Source organism: uncultured Cedecea sp. (genome assembly GCF_947498825.1).
GTDB lineage: Bacteria > Pseudomonadota > Gammaproteobacteria > Enterobacterales > Enterobacteriaceae > JGM124.
Genome location: NZ_CANMLV010000006.1, coordinates 96,506 through 112,425, shown reverse-complemented (window position 1 = coordinate 112,425; position 15,920 = coordinate 96,506). Strand labels below are relative to the sequence as shown.

General features: G+C 35.9%; 17 protein-coding genes. 4 read left to right on the top strand and 13 right to left on the bottom strand.

Annotated elements, in window-relative coordinates; genetic code table 11:
* Positions 1-92: 92 nt before the first annotated feature.
* Genes Q1A40_RS09020 through Q1A40_RS08960 form a run of 13 tightly spaced genes read right to left on the bottom strand, consistent with a single transcriptional unit; the run spans position 93 to position 12,732 of the window.
* Positions 93-1,223 (bottom strand): EscU/YscU/HrcU family type III secretion system export apparatus switch protein, encoded by a 1,131-nt coding sequence (locus Q1A40_RS09020; protein WP_299999411.1) that lies wholly within the window; start codon positions 1,221-1,223, stop codon positions 93-95.
* A 15-nt stretch (positions 1,224-1,238) separates the two neighbouring features.
* Entirely contained in the window at positions 1,239-2,003 is a 765-nt protein-coding gene (gene sctT / locus Q1A40_RS09015; RefSeq protein WP_299999409.1) for a type III secretion system export apparatus subunit SctT, read from the bottom strand.
* 13 nt (positions 2,004-2,016) lie between these two features.
* Positions 2,017-2,271, bottom strand: coding sequence for a flagellar biosynthetic protein FliQ (locus Q1A40_RS09010; RefSeq protein ID WP_299999406.1), 255 nt, complete (start codon positions 2,269-2,271; stop codon positions 2,017-2,019).
* A complete protein-coding gene (locus tag Q1A40_RS09005) occupies positions 2,268-2,939 on the bottom strand; it encodes an EscR/YscR/HrcR family type III secretion system export apparatus protein (protein ID WP_299999404.1) in 672 nt (223 codons plus the stop codon). The genes Q1A40_RS09010 and Q1A40_RS09005 overlap by 4 nt, the downstream gene beginning before the upstream one ends.
* Positions 2,929-3,852, bottom strand: a complete 924-nt coding sequence (locus tag Q1A40_RS09000; RefSeq protein ID WP_299999402.1) for a FliM/FliN family flagellar motor switch protein — start codon at positions 3,850-3,852, stop codon at positions 2,929-2,931. The genes Q1A40_RS09005 and Q1A40_RS09000 overlap by 11 nt, the downstream gene beginning before the upstream one ends.
* A gap of 2 nt (positions 3,853-3,854) precedes the next feature.
* Positions 3,855-4,712, bottom strand: a complete 858-nt coding sequence (locus tag Q1A40_RS08995) for a hypothetical protein (protein WP_299999400.1) — start codon at positions 4,710-4,712, stop codon at positions 3,855-3,857.
* On the bottom strand, positions 4,693-5,154 hold the full coding sequence (locus Q1A40_RS08990) for a type III secretion system protein (protein ID WP_299999398.1): 462 nt from the start codon (positions 5,152-5,154) through the stop codon (positions 4,693-4,695). The genes Q1A40_RS08995 and Q1A40_RS08990 overlap by 20 nt, the downstream gene beginning before the upstream one ends.
* Positions 5,138-6,433 carry a type III secretion system ATPase SctN gene (gene sctN / locus Q1A40_RS08985; protein WP_299999397.1) on the bottom strand — a complete coding sequence of 432 codons (1,296 nt, stop codon included), beginning with the start codon at positions 6,431-6,433 and terminating at the stop codon, positions 5,138-5,140. Before sctN ends, Q1A40_RS08990 begins: the two co-directional genes overlap by 17 nt.
* Before the next feature lie 17 nt (positions 6,434-6,450).
* Positions 6,451-6,858 (bottom strand): hypothetical protein, encoded by a 408-nt coding sequence (locus tag Q1A40_RS08980; RefSeq protein ID WP_299999395.1) that lies wholly within the window; start codon positions 6,856-6,858, stop codon positions 6,451-6,453.
* Between the two features lie 12 nt (positions 6,859-6,870).
* Complete coding sequence (locus Q1A40_RS08975; RefSeq protein ID WP_299999393.1) at positions 6,871-8,922, bottom strand: EscV/YscV/HrcV family type III secretion system export apparatus protein; 2,052 nt, start codon at positions 8,920-8,922, stop codon at positions 6,871-6,873.
* A gap of 58 nt (positions 8,923-8,980) precedes the next feature.
* Positions 8,981-10,090 (bottom strand): HrpJ domain-containing protein, encoded by a 1,110-nt coding sequence (locus tag Q1A40_RS08970; protein WP_299999391.1) that lies wholly within the window; start codon positions 10,088-10,090, stop codon positions 8,981-8,983.
* Between the two features lie 10 nt (positions 10,091-10,100).
* Positions 10,101-11,867, bottom strand: coding sequence for a type III secretion system outer membrane ring subunit SctC (gene sctC, locus Q1A40_RS08965; protein ID WP_299999389.1), 1,767 nt, complete (start codon positions 11,865-11,867; stop codon positions 10,101-10,103).
* A complete protein-coding gene (locus tag Q1A40_RS08960; protein ID WP_299999387.1) occupies positions 11,860-12,732 on the bottom strand; it encodes a helix-turn-helix domain-containing protein in 873 nt (290 codons plus the stop codon). The genes sctC and Q1A40_RS08960 overlap by 8 nt, the downstream gene beginning before the upstream one ends.
* Before the next feature lie 531 nt (positions 12,733-13,263).
* On the opposite strand from Q1A40_RS08960, the gene Q1A40_RS08955 reads away from it, so the two are divergent.
* Genes Q1A40_RS08955 through sctJ form a run of 4 tightly spaced genes read left to right on the top strand, consistent with a single transcriptional unit; the run spans position 13,264 to position 15,919 of the window.
* On the top strand, positions 13,264-14,493 hold the full coding sequence (locus Q1A40_RS08955; protein WP_299999385.1) for a PrgH/EprH family type III secretion apparatus protein: 1,230 nt from the start codon (positions 13,264-13,266) through the stop codon (positions 14,491-14,493).
* A 2-nt stretch (positions 14,494-14,495) separates the two neighbouring features.
* A complete protein-coding gene (gene sctF / locus Q1A40_RS08950) occupies positions 14,496-14,756 on the top strand; it encodes a type III secretion system needle filament subunit SctF (protein WP_299999383.1) in 261 nt (86 codons plus the stop codon).
* A 51-nt stretch (positions 14,757-14,807) separates the two neighbouring features.
* On the top strand, positions 14,808-15,131 hold the full coding sequence (sctI, locus tag Q1A40_RS08945) for a type III secretion system inner rod subunit SctI (protein WP_299999381.1): 324 nt from the start codon (positions 14,808-14,810) through the stop codon (positions 15,129-15,131).
* Complete coding sequence (sctJ, locus tag Q1A40_RS08940; RefSeq protein WP_299999380.1) at positions 15,131-15,919, top strand: type III secretion system inner membrane ring lipoprotein SctJ; 789 nt, start codon at positions 15,131-15,133, stop codon at positions 15,917-15,919. The genes sctI and sctJ overlap by 1 nt, the downstream gene beginning before the upstream one ends.
* Position 15,920 lies beyond the last annotated feature (1 nt).

Here is a 15,920-nt window from a genome sequence, read left to right as displayed (position 1 = left end):
TCCTAACTTGAATGCAGACAGTGAAGAACATAAAAATCATACTGACTGGTTAGAATAATTAATACAAAAAAAACGTACTCCCCTAATGATATCTATGGTTTATTATTTATCGTTGACCGATGATCGCTGCCCTCAGAATCAGATATGCTAACCGGACCTGTATCAGATGGAGAAAGTGATACTGACTCCATACCTACAGTTTCTACCTGACGTAACCAGATGAGAACATCCATTATCTTCATAAGTAGTTCATCATTAAGAGAAATAAAACTGTACTGCCGATAGCTCTTATAAATTTTACGTGTCAGATAAATGTCCCGAATAACCGGAATACCGATTTTCTCAGCATAGGCTATTACAGCTCTGGCTTTCTGATGACTCGAGCGAAGAGCAATGAAAGGCAGCGCGGCAACCTCAGGATTAAAATAAATTGCAACAGCAATATGTGTTGGGTTCGCCATGACGACTTCAGAATTTCTGATAGCCGACATCTCTTCACCTGAAAGAATCTCCTGATGGATACGTTTACGTGCACCTTTAATTTCCGGATTACCATCACTCTCTTTTCGTTCACGCTGAACCTCATGTTTATCCATTTTGAGATCTTTGAAGTGCAGAAAATACTCTGCTATAAAATCAGCGACTAATACGACGAGTGAACAAATAATAAAAGTGATAACCGCATTAAAGACCAGAATTAACCATTGAGTAATCAAGTCATTCAAATCACCATATACCACAGATAATGTTTTCTTCAGGTCATTATGAATTAAAACATAACCAGTTACTACAAACACCACCAAATAAAGCACTGATTTTATTAATTCTTTTACCGTTCTAATGTTAAATATTTTTTTCATCCCCTCCACAGGATTGAGTGCTTTAAAATTCAGATTTATCGCTTCAGTTGCAATAGAGAATCGAGTTTGCAGTAAAGTCATTGCTATACTCATCACACTAGAAATAACAATAACGGGTAATACGGTAATAATAAAAACCCGCACCAACTCTAACAAAAAATCATTGATGTTGATTTTTAGGTTATGCTGCATAGTAATTGAGTACAACTTTATAAATTCTTTAAAACTTAGAAAGTGGGTAATGTAATAAATGCTAAAAAGCAAACAGATTGTCGTTATTAGATCTTTGCTTTTGAAGGTCTGCCCTTTCTTTGCCGAATCTTTCCGTCGCTTACCCGTGGGCTTTTCTGTTTTCTCTGCCATGAGAATGAGGTCCGTTTAAGAGAGAAAATTTTTTAATGAAACTATAGAAAATATCTGTAGAGACTGATCAAACAGAGAATTAAATCCGTATAATAAAAAAACAACAAATGCAATAAAACTTTTAATTGTGAGTGATATAGAAAATGGATTTAACTGAGGGCAGTAACGCGCAAAGATGCCCAACAAAATTTCAGATACCATCATCACAATCAAAACTGGTGCCGCCATCATCAGGCTGTTTTTGACAGTAACCATCAGAAGTAAACCTAATTCTTGCCAGTGAAAATCTAATAGCTCCCCTCCTCGGGGAAAAACTTTATAACTCTCAATCACTGATTCTAAAATAAGTTGAATACCATTATTGATAAAAAACAGGGCTCCAAAAGCAAAGTTCATAAATCCAGACAGAACAGAACCTTGTCCACCATTAACGGGATCAAGACTATCACTTAAAGTTGCACCTCTTTGATTATCCAGTAACTCTCCAACGCTAATTGCAATCCAGAAGGGAACACATAGTGTCATCGCCAAGGCTAGCCCAACAACAAATTCTTTTATTAGTAAAATAAACCAACCTTGTTCCGGAGAAATAACCACCTGAAAGTATGGCCAGAGACCCATTATAGTCAAAGAAATCAGGATATTTTTTATAACCAGCCCTGATAAGACTCGTTCACCCAATACTGGTAGCATATAAAAAACCACAGCCAACCGAGCATAAGCCATAGCAAAAATGGCAACGTTATTTTGAAAACTTAAATAATAAATGACAAAAGACATAAATTCACCATGCTTAGCGAAACGCCATTGTCATCGCCATAGTAGCAAAAGTCATCAGTTCCGCAGAGAACCATTCAATTAACATAAAAATACTGGCGAAAACCGCCAGCATTTTTAGACCGAAAGGCAATGTCTGCTCCTGTATTTGCATAATAGTTTGAAACAAGCCGACTATAATCCCTACGATTGTTGCAAATGCAATAGGCACAGCAATGAGTTTCAATACCACAATTAATGCTGTGTTACCTATAAATAATATGTTGTTCATATTGTCATCAGATCCGAGTACTGTGCAATCAGTCCTTTAGTCAGTAAACTCCAGCCATTCATCGAAACAAATAGAATGAGTTTTATTGGAATTGATATTGTTATAGGGCTCATCATCATCATCCCTAAAGCCAGAAGTATGCTAGATATCACCATATCAATAACAACAAAGGGAACATAAAGATAGAAAGCGATTTTAAAGGCGCTTTGTATCTCACTGAGAGCATAAGCTGGCATCAATGTCATTAAAGATAATGAGCTCAACTCATGTTCTTCAATCATAATTTCTTGATCATCTGTGGTTTGCTGTTGCACTTTATTGAAAAAACGAATCAGCTCATGGTCAGAATATTGAACAAGATACTCACGATAACTACTTAGTCCATTATCCATGAGTTGCACAATTGAATCACTTTTATTAAAGTCAATGTTATTTGACTCAATATAATTTGATATTTTATGACATACTGGCATCATAACAAAAGCAGTTAACATTAATGCTATACCATTTAATGTTATTGTAGAAGGAACCTGCTGAATGCCTAATGCATTACGTACCATGATCAACACGATAGAAAATTTAATAAAGCAAGTCCCCCCTGCAATAATAAATGGAAGCAGTGAGAAAAAAGATAATAATGCAATTAACGAAATATCATTACTTAGCATCAGGATCACTCATTCCATTTTCCGGACGCATATTTATTTGACTAACCTCTACGGCTAAACCACCACCTTCCAGTGCAACGAGTTCCCCCATTGCGAAAAACTTTCTGTTCAGATAAATTTTTATTTTTTGTTCTGCACCCGCACTCACTGGTAAGGTACTACCGACATTAATATTATTCAAACTTTCCAGAGTGAGAGTGTTATTATCTAAGACAAACTCTATATCTACAGGTAAATTACTCCAGTTCAATAAATGTTCTTCTTCTGCATGTTCTGAAAACTGACTATCGTAAATAAAATTTTCCACTATGACCTCATCATTTCCTTGATAACTAAATTCAAATAAATTACATTTTCCAATGGCCAGATAATATGAGGGCTGTTTTATCATCAGCAGATCGCCTGGCATCAGATCCACTAACGCAGAGAGTTCAACCTGACTTTTCCCTAATACATAACGTAAATTTAATGGCAACTGTGTAAAGTTTATATCCAGTCCACCTTTCTCTTGCGAATCACTTGGCCAGTCAGTACATAATACGTTACATGGCTCTGCTGTAATGGCTAATAATCGCCCAGGAATAGATAGTTCTGGCTGGCAAATATTAGCAACAGTCCACATTGAACCTTCAATGAGGAAACTTAACTGCAATGTATTTAGCCAACGGATTAAATAATCTGCTGGTACCTGCTGCCATGGAATGTCAGGTAAATGACTATTCATATTTTGAAGCCAGAGATCAATACTGAAAAATGCTGTCCTCTGGCAATCACCATCATCAACTAACAGTAATTGCAAGTAACACGTCTCAGCTTGAGTCTCAACGATTTCACGTCCAGGATAGGCATGGCACGCTCGGATAAGCTTCATATATCTTGAATCACTCAAGCGCAATTGAGATCGAAGACTCATTCTTATTCCTCTTCCCTGTCATCTCGAGTTTGTTTTTTTTCAGATTCTTCATCTTCTTGCTGTGGATGCAATAATTCAGTAGTAAACCCACTTAACTGACCTGCTTGGCGTAATAACATCTCTGCAGCATGAAAATCTGAGGGAAGTAAAGTCAAATGCCTGGAAGCGTTTATATCCACAGGGATAGAGACTTTCACTGAACGTTCACCCGGCCAGCGTGAAAATGGATAATCGAGATTAAATGATTTTTTTTGTATTTCTTCGGACTTAGTTACCATGCTTATATTATTTTTTGATGTTTTATCAGATATTAATCTTTGCGATCTGTGTGTTTCCAGACGTGGTCTCATTGGTTCTTGCCGACTTGACAACACATCATTTTTCAGTGGAACAGTGGATACCTGCGTTTTCATTGTTTCTATATTTAATTCTTTGGAGTCATCTCCCGCCACGTCAGTTAACTTTTCAGAGTTATCCACCACGGCAACCTCTGCTGCTGTGGTAGTACGCAAATTTGATGATGCTATCCCCTCTTTCAAGTTAGTATCGTTTTCGTTTATTTTCGACATCGTTGTGAAAAAAATCTGTTGCTGTCTGTCCTGATTCATTTGATGCATAATATTCTGAACGCCTGACCAATCGTGTTTAGTAACAGACGGCTTACCTCGATCATCAGGGAACATATATTTATGATATAATTCAGGAATAACATTGAATATCCTGGCATTAATATCTTCGCCGTGACCGTTTTTTTGATCTTTTCTTTTTTTATAAAGGCTGTTCAAAAAATCACGTTCCTCACACTCTTTTTCATTGAAAGATGTGAGAACTGATATCACTTCAGATTTTTTTTCTATCATAAACAGCCACCTCTTGTGCCTCATTTTCAACATTATTATCACAACGACGATAATAGATATTCTTTTGCTTTTTTATATATGACGTCAATTTATAGTATCGTTTATCTAACTGCTGCATAGCTGAACGATAACTATCAAGTATATTTTGCTGTTTATATTGTTCATCTTCAAGTTGTGTCACTTTATGAATGATTATTTGAAGATGTATTAATAATGCCCCCTGCTGTCTTATCCCTTTATAAATATCTGCACGTGTCAGTCTTCCTGAAGGAGTGAGTGACTTTATTTGCTGATTTATATATTGCTGTTCCTGCTGATGTTTTTTTATCTCTTTTTTTATCGCCGCAATTTTATTTTCAGTTCTTGCAATATTTCCTTTTAAAATATCCTGTTTACGTTCCAGTAGAGAAATAAACTGTTTTCCATTACGCCACGCATCCATAAAGATTATCCAGGCAAGAGTGTATATCTGAGTATTCGTTCATATCTTGCTTAAGAAAAAATTCCATCGGCTCTTTTTTGTCAAATGCTAAATCATTGTCGATATTTTCACCGCGTCGATACTCCCCCAGATCAAGATAAAGCTGCATATCTTTTTGACGAACTAAAAAATCTCTGAAACGCAGCGCTGCTTCTTGATGATCATTTGCTGTTACTTTTTGGAAAACACGACTGGTGCTTTGTAAAATATCAATTGCAGGGAAATGTCCGCGTGAAGCAAGTTTTTGACTTAAGTAGATGTGTCCGTCCAGAATTGAACGAACTTCATCTCCAATAACATCTGATTCTTCTTCATTTTCAATCAATACCGTATAGAAAGCAGTAATTGAACCATCAATAAATCGCCCTGGACGTTCCAGCAATTTGGGCAATGCTTCAAAAACGGATGCCGGATACCCTCTACGAGCAGGTAATTCGCCCATACTCAATGCCATATCTCGCAACGCTCGGGCATATCGAGTAATTGAATCAATAAAAAGTATTACATTCTTCCCCTGCCTACTGAAGTATTCTGCAACAGTCGATGCAATCAGCGCGGCATTACAGCGTTCAACACAGGAACGATCTGACGTAGCATAAATCATAACCACTTGAGAACACTTCGAAGACTGGCGTAACTCTTCTATAAACTCGGTCACCTCCCTTCCACGCTCACCGATTAAGCCAATAACGAAGATATCGGCTTCCGAATGCTCAACTATCATATTCATTAATGATGTTTTACCGCAGCCTGCTGCAGCGAATATTCCCATACGCTGTCCCTGCCCACAGGTTAGCAAACCATCAATAGATCTAACCCCCGTAGCTAAAGGATCTGTTATTGGTTTACGTTGTGAAAAATCACGCGGTGAGCCGGTGACTTCCAGGGTACTTCCTGTTGTTATTATCTCTGGCGAATTATCGTCAAGCCTGCCTCGAATCGTACCTGTCGCATCAATAATTGCCCCCCTCATGTCATTGCTGACTTCAATTTGAAATGGTTTTCCTGTTGGTAACAAGACATTGTCCCGGGAGAAGCCTTGATTATCATTGAGTAAACTCAGCAGGGTGTACTCCCTGTTAAAACCGATAACCTGTGCGATACCTATCACTTCGGGTTCAAGAATAGAACGCTGTACTTCACAGACTTCGCCAATTTTCGTTCCAGGCAAATGAGCCTCTATCATATTTCCCTGAATTCGTAAAGGGTGTGCGAGATGAACAAAACAATGATCGGTCATACTATCACTCCATGTGTTCAGACCAGAACCATACGATAGTCTTGTAAAATAGTAAGATAGTGATCTAGGAATACTAAAAAAACCTCTGGTGACGCTAAATATTCATCTTTAACCTGCGTGCGTAACTCTAGATTTCCTTCAATCGGATATAAACAAGGCTGTCCACAATAGAAAACTTCTTCATTATAATTAAACATAATAGGAAAAAGGTTTTTGCTGAAATAAGATAGATTTGAAACATTATAATCACATAACGTTGCCCATACCCACACTTGGTCATTATCATTTTTGATATGAATAGTTGGAATATCGTCTTTCATGTTTAAAGAAATTGTTGAATGATTACTCAAATTTTTATCAATGATATTATCCATTCCAACATTTTTTAACATTGCCGACAACAGAGAGACTAAATCATACTTCATAAACACCTCATTTTATTTATCAAGTGAACCAATAACATCGACCTTAACGCCTGTAGAAATTTCTCCAAAAGAGAGCACTTCCATTTCAGGATAAGTTCCTTCAACTATCTTTTTAACAAAACGTCTAATATCAAGAGATACCATTAAAATAATATCCCGTGCATCAATACCATTAATGCTTAATGTTGACTCTAACTGCCTGATAATGTTTTCCGTTTCAGGAGGAGCAAGATTAATAAATGTTCCATTTGATGTCTGTCTAATACCTGCACGGATATCACTCTCCATTTCATGTGACATCACCAATGTTCTAATTATTCCTTTAGTAGAAAAACGATTAGAAATATAGCGTGCCAGTACACCTCGCACATGCTCAACCAACATGATCGGATCTTTTTCTTTAGGCGCCCACTGGACCAGAGCTTCAAGAATAAGGCGCATATTCCTAATAGAAATTCGTTCCTGAAGTAATCTTTGAAAAACTTCAGTAATTCGTTGGACAGTATTACTACGATAACACTCTTTGAGTAACTCTGGGTATTTTATCTCAAGATCATCCAATAGTATTTTGGTCTCTTGAATACCAAAGAATTCCGAAATGTTATGTACTAATAATGTTGAAACGCAGGCATAAAATTCATCGATAGAACTTCTGGTATAGAAACCTAGCTGATGAGCTTTACTATTCAAATTCTCTGGCAACCAATAAGTATCACCTTTCGGTGTATCAATTACTTTTACGCTTGGCTCAAGAATTTGTAGTTCCTCTCCTCTCATTAATACTTTATACATTCCGGGAATAACCTGGTATGTCGCAACCTGTATTTCATTAATTGCTACCGATAGCTTGCCATGTTCAACATCATTATCATAATGCATCACCACATCAGGTAATCTGACACCATATTCAACAAAGAAATTCCGTTTCAACAATGATGATAAGTTATTTTCTTCAAAATATGATTCATAACCTTTCCAGGCCGTTATAATCAGTGGTATCGTTTCTGGTATGTATTGACCATCAATCATTACAGGTTTATTTTTTTCTTCAACCTGATCATTTTCTTTCTGTATATCACTACTTGAATTCCTCCCTCTTTTTTCGGTCCTTTTTTGCTGAAAAAATACAGCCAAAAATAATACAGACAGCACGGCAAATATTGGAAATGGAAATCCAGGCAGCAAGCCAAGCGCAATAGAAAGTATTGCCGTAATGACAAGGATAAATTTGTTGGAGAATAAATCCCGAAGTATTTTTGCGCCAAGGTTATTATTTTCATTATTATTAACCCGTGTAACAATCAACCCACCACTGATCGAAATAAGAAGAGCCGGGATCTGAGCAACCAAAGCATCACCAATTGTTAACATAGTAAAGACTGACATAGAACGTGACAAACTCATACCATGCTGAAAAACACCGACTGTAATACCACCTAACAAATTAACAAAGATGATAATGATTCCAGCTATAGCATCACCTTTGATAAACTTCATTGCCCCATCGAGAGCTCCATAGAGTTGGCTTTCAGCCTCTAAATCGCGTCTCCGCCGTTTAACCTCTGCTTCATCGATAACACCAGCTCGTAAATCAGCATCAATACTCATTTGTTTACCGGGCATAGCATCAAGAGAAAACCGGGCTGCAACCTCTGCAATACGTTCAGAACCTTTAGTAATAACGATAAATTGTACAATTGTAACAATAAAGAAAATAACAAAACCAACAACCAAATTATCTGCAATAACAAACTCACCAAAACTTGTGATAATTTCTCCAGCATCAGCGTCTGCCAGTACTAAGCGCGTTGTGCTGATAGAAATTGCCAACCGAAATATAGTACTAATTAACAATATTGATGGGAATGTTGAGAAGTCAAGAATCTTGGTAATATAAAATGACCCAAGGAATATTAATAGAGCTATTGTTAAATTAAGACCGATTAAAAAATCAACTAAAAAAGTGGGTAATGGAATAATTAACATTACCACAACCATAATCATTATTACCAGAATAATAAGTTCAGGTCTGGTTCTAATTTGTGAGATAAAATTTTGCAGCATTTTAACCTAAAACATTAATCAAACATAGCATGGATTGGTTTTCGATAAAATATTATCTCTACCAGTGGATATTATTCATTTCTTTTTTATGCATTGAAAGCATCAATGAGGACATATAATCTTGAATAAAAAGTCGACATTTCGGATAGATATATAAATTCTCAGGAGTAACGTTGTAAACATTACGAAATGCCTGGCAGGCAGTCGCTTTTTGTTTAATCAAAAGTTCAGACATATACTGTTGATGAAAATATGACAACTCTTTTTCAAAAGCATGGCTGTCTGTCAGACCAATCATAAATAGCTTTATGACTCCCTCATCTACGATGATACCATTAGTACTTTTTAGCTTTTCATAAAAGGAAAAATTACTAAAATGTTCAAGTAATAACTGATCAAGAGTATGCAACATTCGTGCATCAGATAATTTTGAACTCAAGGGGCCAAATTCATCAAAATGTATGCCAGGAACATTGGATTTCATATCGGCAACTAATGCCGATAGTGTGAAAGAAAGTAAACGCGTACGATTTTCGCACCCAAACTCATCAATCCAGTCTTGATATATCAAACTTGCGGGAATGTCTAGCTCAAGAAAACGCAAATAACTATTACGTAACTCTTTAGATGAGACTGGAACCCCACATTTTCTGTTACTAAAACGTTTTGCAAGCTGACCAATATTAATGCCTGAGTTCATCTTTCCGCTATCACAAAACTTCTCTAACTCATGTATCGACTCTCTAATTATCTTTTTTTGTAACTCTGATAATTGACGGCTTAATAGAAGTTCTCGTAGCGCCAACATAAGATCGCTATCATTAGGAAAAAGACTCCTGGAAAAAGTTAAAAATTTAGCCAGATTCCGTAAATTATGAATATTCTTGACGATAGTTCCTAATTTTTCATCAGCCTTATCTTCGAGTATTGATGAAACAAAGTCATTTTCCGCACCATCATTTCTGCGTCCGGTTTTACTAAATCGACCAAACACACTAAAGATGTCGCTTATTTCTTCGCTAGCGGAACTTATTTCATCTTGCAGATTAATAATTGTTGACTCCGCTATTTTACTCGAATTACGTGAATGATTAGTTGCAACGCGATTCGTGTTCTGCCGAAAATAAAAGCGACTCACGTCAACGGGAGTGATAGAGCGGATAGACATATAATGCTCCTTAATATGACTTCATCGTATTACGTAGCATAGAGACTGTTGATTTTAATGTCACATCGCCGCCTTCCTGGGACCTTCCCAGAATGGGATCATTCGTTTCATATCCTTGCCAACTCTCACCGCGTGCTAATAATTGCGGTTGAATCAAAAACAAGCGAATCATTTTCTTATTACTCATGTAACTGTAATTAAAGAGTTTCCCCAAATATGGAATATCCTTTAATAATGGTATGCCAATGTTATTTTGTTCATCCTGATCACGACTATATCCACCAACCAATAAACTATATCCTACTGGTACACGTGCTTCAGTACTAATTTGGGTATTATGAACCGTTGGCAAATTATCAACATAGTCATTCTTACCATCGGCATTAGGTAATACTCCCCCATCTTGAATGTTTAATACCATTTCTATTTCTTGCTCACGATGTGCAAGACGTGGCAACACGCTGATCATTGTTCCGTATGTGATCTTCTCTAGTGAGGAATTACGTTCACCAACCAATTTTGCATAAAAACTACTGTTGTTATCAAATAAAGCAGGTATGTTTTCTTGAGTCAGTATTTCTGGCCGCGAAACTATCTGCGCGTTCCCTTTTTTAGCCAGAGCCGTAACATCGGCTAAAAAAAGAACACTATTCTTAGGTGGTAATGAACTCGTATTAAATGTAATACCCGAATTCCCCATCTGTACGCCAGCCTGCCAGCGTACGCCCAGTTCATTGACATCATCTTTCGAAATATCAATAATCCATAATGACAGTTGAATTTGCTGCTTAGGTAAATCAATAGCACTCACGAGATCTTCCACAAAGCTAACTTGCCGTTCCGAGCCCTGTACTAACAAGCTATTAGTATCTGAATACGCTACAATACTGATAGAGTCCGTTACTGATTTCCCCGGCATCGCTTCTGATGATCTATTTGACGACAAATTAAAATCTGGCAATGGAGGAAAATTACCACTCTGACTATTTGACATTGTTTCTAATGCTTTTTGTGTATCATTATCAACGGTAATATTCGCCTGTGCCAATCTCCCATTTTTCCCTGTTCCACCATTTAGCAACTGATTTAATACCGTCGCGACGCCAGGAATAATGATTGGTACATCACGCTGGTTATAGGTACGATCATTGACAAAGGTATTCTTTAACTTGATAACCCTGATTGTTGTCTCACCGGTTCCGGGTCTGGCATATGTTGCATCAATATACTTTGCCGCTGCGGTAATAAGTTCAACATAAACGGGTGGACCAGACAGATAGAATGAACCAGCCTGACCATTTGAACGCAGCGGAAAACGCAGATCATAGAGTCCGGATGACTGTAAAAAAGCAACAAGTCTATCAAAAGGTGCATAAGCCAAACGTACGACACTGCTTTGTATCTCACTGGTGTCATACATATAAATAGAACTGCCATCGTCATACCAGATAAGACCGGTACGCGCAGCCAGACTTGTAAGTAGTTCTTTCGGCTTGCTCAGGTCAAAATTACCAGATACTCTTTTTTTTGCTGCTTCAGTACTTACTATGACAGGTTTATTCAGCGCCCCACCAAGAACATAAAATAATTGCTGGACACTGTTATTACTTGCAACGTAAAAATTATCCTCATCAGAACTGGATAGCGTTTTAATGTCAGGATTAATATCCTTTTTACTGCCACTAAATAGCTCTGCAAAACTGTTAGAGCAAATAAAAAGACCAAACAAAAATATTACCACCTTATGATATTTTCGTTTCTTTAACTGCTTATTCATGTAGCAAACCTTCCAATTTTTTGAACTCCCTCGGTGTAATACCAAAGATAGATTTTATCTCACTTGAAAAATGAGATGACGAAGAATATCCGTTATTACCTGCTATAGTTGCGATGGATTTGTCTTTTTCAATAAGTTGCAATGCACTATAAGCAGCTCTCCACATCCGCAACTGTTTTTTTGGCCCGCAAGTAAATGCGTTATGACATAATTTTCTGAAGTATGACTCAGAAACGCCATAAACCTTACAAGCATTATAGAGTTTATAAGCATCACTATCATTATTATCGCTAAATACCTGCGATAATAAAAAATAGGCTATCCAATAGCTTTCCATATTGCGAATGAATGCAAAGATATTTTTCATAACCTGTTTTTGAGGATCAATTATGCTACTGATAAGTATGTCCATTAAGCGGTCATTATTATTTTCGAGCAGTAAGACCACACTACGTTCATTATCTATCAACTCTTTCCCCGTAACTCTGTTTTCCTCATAAGCACTCGTTAATTTTTTTACATTCGATTCACAATATTTCATCTGATAGTCAAGAAAGCAAAATAGTGTTGATATTTGCGACAGTGGGAATTTTTCAACTATCCATTGGTTGATAAACTCCACACTTAAACTATCATTCGATGCCAACAGAACAGAATTATTTATGACCGTATTGTTATTACTACTTATCCTGCCTACGGAAAAACGCAGCGTTGAATTTTCATTCGTCGGCCTGGCTAAAAACAGTTCATTATTGATCAGTAGAGTATCATCAACGATTTCATCTATAACGGGAGTCAATAATCTATCGTCTTTTTTCATATCTGAACGATAGTATCCCGAACAGTTCATTAATGTTTTTTTCATAGAGCCTCGATCTGATGTTAGAATCATATGCACAACAGGCAATGATAAAATCATGACAAACTACAAACATATCAATATATAATACTTAAATTTAAATATTTATATAGAGCGCAATTTAATACAACTGTGTTCTTTTATTTAACAGATGTTTTCCATTAAATCTAACAGAAAAATATTCAGCGTCAATTCACTTTTATAAAATTAAAAAATATTTAAAGAATATAATAAATAAATCAAAAAAAAATCAACGAAACATCATTGAATATTTGATAATAAATATCTATAGTTTGTTTGTATTTATATTTAATACTATTTACAAGATTCATTTATTGGCTAAAACAAAATGCAGTCATGGTATAAGAATCCGACTTTTCGCGACAGGCATCCCGCATAAAATGTCTGTTCTAATCAATAAAATGAATTCTATTGTAATGTACATTCGGTGCCATTAATTTTTATCATGTTATACCTATGTTTGGGATGATCTGGCTCCATATCGATGAACCACACTAACAAGAAGTAATCTGCACTATGATAAATGAAGAATTAACTAAAAATTATTCACTGAAGATATTGTTCGGGCCTATGTTTGGTTGTGAACTCAACCTGCCTGAAAATGATTATTTTCTTATCATTAACCCGGCATCGAGCTTACAGAATAAGTCGTCAGAATTTACACTAGATAGTGAACATGCAACTTCTTATACAGCAAATACTCTTTATATTCCTTGTGATCTTACTTCTCCAAATATCTCACTCCACTTATCTGAGTGTGGTCAAGATGATAATGGTTGCTATTTTGATATTGAAATCCATGATGAAAATGGCAATAGCTATAAATCATTACTTAGAGAAAATGAAGTATTTATTCATGAACATATCAGACTGGCTATTAAAAATAGCGATAATGAATGGTCTGAAAATATCAAAAAAAATCATATAGTTCCAGTCATAGAATCGACATTTCATGATAACACTATAAATAATACAAAAAAAAAACGACTCATCTTTTTTTTTGCAGGGATATTTATCAGCATAATAATTTTATTTTTTAGTATTTTCATCTTTTATAAAAAACCAGGAGATCAGCAAGTCATCAGTCTCAACGAAGCACTTTCTGGGGCCCCTGCACCATTAGAAGTCGTCAAAGGCCGAGAAGATAAAAATATATATATTCTTGCACAAAAATCTCGTGAAATGACATGGGCCACAGAAGCTGTACATAAAATGAATAATCATGATAATTTTCTTGTCGTTTTACTGAGTAAAAATAAAATAGAACTTATTGATGAACTGTCCAAATTAGGTTATCCCGTTTTACAGTTTGACTATCGTTTACCTCAACATCCTGTTCTTGCGATTTATCGTACTTTAACTCCTCAGGAAGAAATTGACTTAAAAGAAATAATATTAAAAAGAATTCCTTATGCTTTAAGTATAGATTTTATTGTTAAAACAAAAGAACAGTTGCTTAAAATCGCTCAGCAGGGTTTGGACAGACTTAACATTCACTATAAATTAATAGATACCACAGCAGGTTACTCACTTGTTGTTCGAGATACCTTAAGCGACAACATGCTAAATTCATTGCATGAGTTTATTAATGGCTATATTCAAAACTGGGGAGAAACTGCTATTACATTCTCCATTAATCTTGATGAAGATTGGCTAAGAAACAAGTCATACGTAGACTCAGCTAAAGGTTATTTATTCCTAAACCCAAGACATTGGTATTTCCCACTAAATAACAAGGATTTTTAAATATGTCTAATAATACACCACTCAATGCTACAGATAATGGTTTCTTGACTGAACTTTCAGGAGGATTTGAGTCCGGAGCCGAAAATATGATGGTAGAACTTAATAAAGCGGAAGAAGACCTAAAGAGAGATCCTTCAAACCCGGCAGTACTGGCAAATTATCAAGCAAAACTTCAGGAATATACCCTATTCCGTAATGCTCAAACTAGCACTGTTAAAGCCTATAAAGATATTGGTGCAGCCATTATCCAGAACTTCCGTTAACTATCGAAGGTACGGAGTAAGTCCGTACCTGTATCTAAGAAAGGAAAAATTATGACGCACAGTATTGAAGCATTGTCTTCACTCACTAAACTAACATCTTATTCTTCTCTTGACACTGACCATCATTCAGTCTCAGTACATGATAATAATTTTAATAATTTAGTGTCGAGTACATTTAACAAACTTAGCGAAACAAATACTCAATATAAAGAGATGATCAACTCTCTGAGTCACTCAGAAAATTTCTCTTCCGATCCACAAACCTTGTTAAGGTTACAAAGTTATATTGGGGAATACAGTAACTATATTTCACTAATCAGTACTCTGGCACGAAAAGGTGTTGCGACGATAGAAACTCTGGAAAAATCACAATAATGTTATCAAAAATCTCTCATACCATCGTACTAATATTTACCGTGATACTCATTTCAGGGTGCAATGATGAAAAAATCTTAGATAACTTAACACAGGAGCAGGCTAATCAAGTATTATCCGTTTTACAACAACATAATATAACTGCGCAGAAAGATGGAAATCTAAAGTCTGGTTATGCAGTAATCGTTGGTTCTGCAGAAAATACAGCAGCACTTTCTGTTATTAATCAGTACCAGCTTCCTTGGGCTGCAGATGTTCAAATTGCTCATGCATTTCCCGATAGTTCACTGGTTTCATCTCCCAGTGCAGAGCAGGCACGAGTCAGATCTTTACAAGAGCAACGTATTGAACAGTCATTAAGAATAATAGATCAAGTTGTTAATGCCCGTGTTCATATTAACTATCCGTATTATGCTAATGATATTTCAGGGAAAAGGTCAGCCAGTCATATTGGGATATTAATTTCTTATAATGGCGAAATCGATAATAATATTTTTATTTCTAAAATAAAAAACCTCATAAAAAATAGTATTGATGATATAAGATATGAAAATATTTCCGTCGTATTGTTTCAGGCACCAATAATTCAATATGCATCACCATTAAAAATAAAAAAATCAGTATTTAATGATTGGATAATTTTATTTTTATGTTTTGGAATTCTGTTAGTAATATCTTCTGGTTATTTTATACACACACATAAAACAAAAAATTCAAATCGCGAGAAAGACATCAAAAATCAAGAGAAAAAAAATAATTATGAACCAGATCATAAACAGGTTACTTAGT

Excerpts from the sequence above, each read along its gene's own strand:
- Q1A40_RS09020 (WP_299999411.1), bottom strand. The coding sequence starts at position 1,223 with ATGGCAGAGAAAACAGAAAAGCCCACGGGTAAGCGACGGAAAGATTCG.
- sctT (WP_299999409.1), bottom strand. The coding sequence starts at position 2,003 with ATGTCTTTTGTCATTTATTATTTAAGTTTTCAAAATAACGTTGCCATT.
- Q1A40_RS09010 (WP_299999406.1), bottom strand. The coding sequence starts at position 2,271 with ATGAACAACATATTATTTATAGGTAACACAGCATTAATTGTGGTATTG.
- Q1A40_RS09005 (WP_299999404.1), bottom strand. The coding sequence starts at position 2,939 with ATGCTAAGTAATGATATTTCGTTAATTGCATTATTATCTTTTTTCTCA.
- Q1A40_RS09000 (WP_299999402.1), bottom strand. The coding sequence starts at position 3,852 with ATGAGTCTTCGATCTCAATTGCGCTTGAGTGATTCAAGATATATGAAG.
- Q1A40_RS08995 (WP_299999400.1), bottom strand. The coding sequence starts at position 4,712 with ATGATAGAAAAAAAATCTGAAGTGATATCAGTTCTCACATCTTTCAAT.
- Q1A40_RS08990 (WP_299999398.1), bottom strand. The coding sequence starts at position 5,154 with ATGGATGCGTGGCGTAATGGAAAACAGTTTATTTCTCTACTGGAACGT.
- sctN (WP_299999397.1), bottom strand. The coding sequence starts at position 6,433 with ATGACCGATCATTGTTTTGTTCATCTCGCACACCCTTTACGAATTCAG.
- Q1A40_RS08980 (WP_299999395.1), bottom strand. The coding sequence starts at position 6,858 with ATGAAGTATGATTTAGTCTCTCTGTTGTCGGCAATGTTAAAAAATGTT.
- Q1A40_RS08975 (WP_299999393.1), bottom strand. The coding sequence starts at position 8,922 with ATGCTGCAAAATTTTATCTCACAAATTAGAACCAGACCTGAACTTATT.
- Q1A40_RS08970 (WP_299999391.1), bottom strand. The coding sequence starts at position 10,090 with ATGTCTATCCGCTCTATCACTCCCGTTGACGTGAGTCGCTTTTATTTT.
- sctC (WP_299999389.1), bottom strand. The coding sequence starts at position 11,867 with ATGAATAAGCAGTTAAAGAAACGAAAATATCATAAGGTGGTAATATTT.
- Q1A40_RS08960 (WP_299999387.1), bottom strand. The coding sequence starts at position 12,732 with ATGAAAAAAACATTAATGAACTGTTCGGGATACTATCGTTCAGATATG.
- Q1A40_RS08955 (WP_299999385.1), top strand. The coding sequence starts at position 13,264 with ATGATAAATGAAGAATTAACTAAAAATTATTCACTGAAGATATTGTTC.
- sctF (WP_299999383.1), top strand. The coding sequence starts at position 14,496 with ATGTCTAATAATACACCACTCAATGCTACAGATAATGGTTTCTTGACT.
- sctI (WP_299999381.1), top strand. The coding sequence starts at position 14,808 with ATGACGCACAGTATTGAAGCATTGTCTTCACTCACTAAACTAACATCT.
- sctJ (WP_299999380.1), top strand. The coding sequence starts at position 15,131 with ATGTTATCAAAAATCTCTCATACCATCGTACTAATATTTACCGTGATA.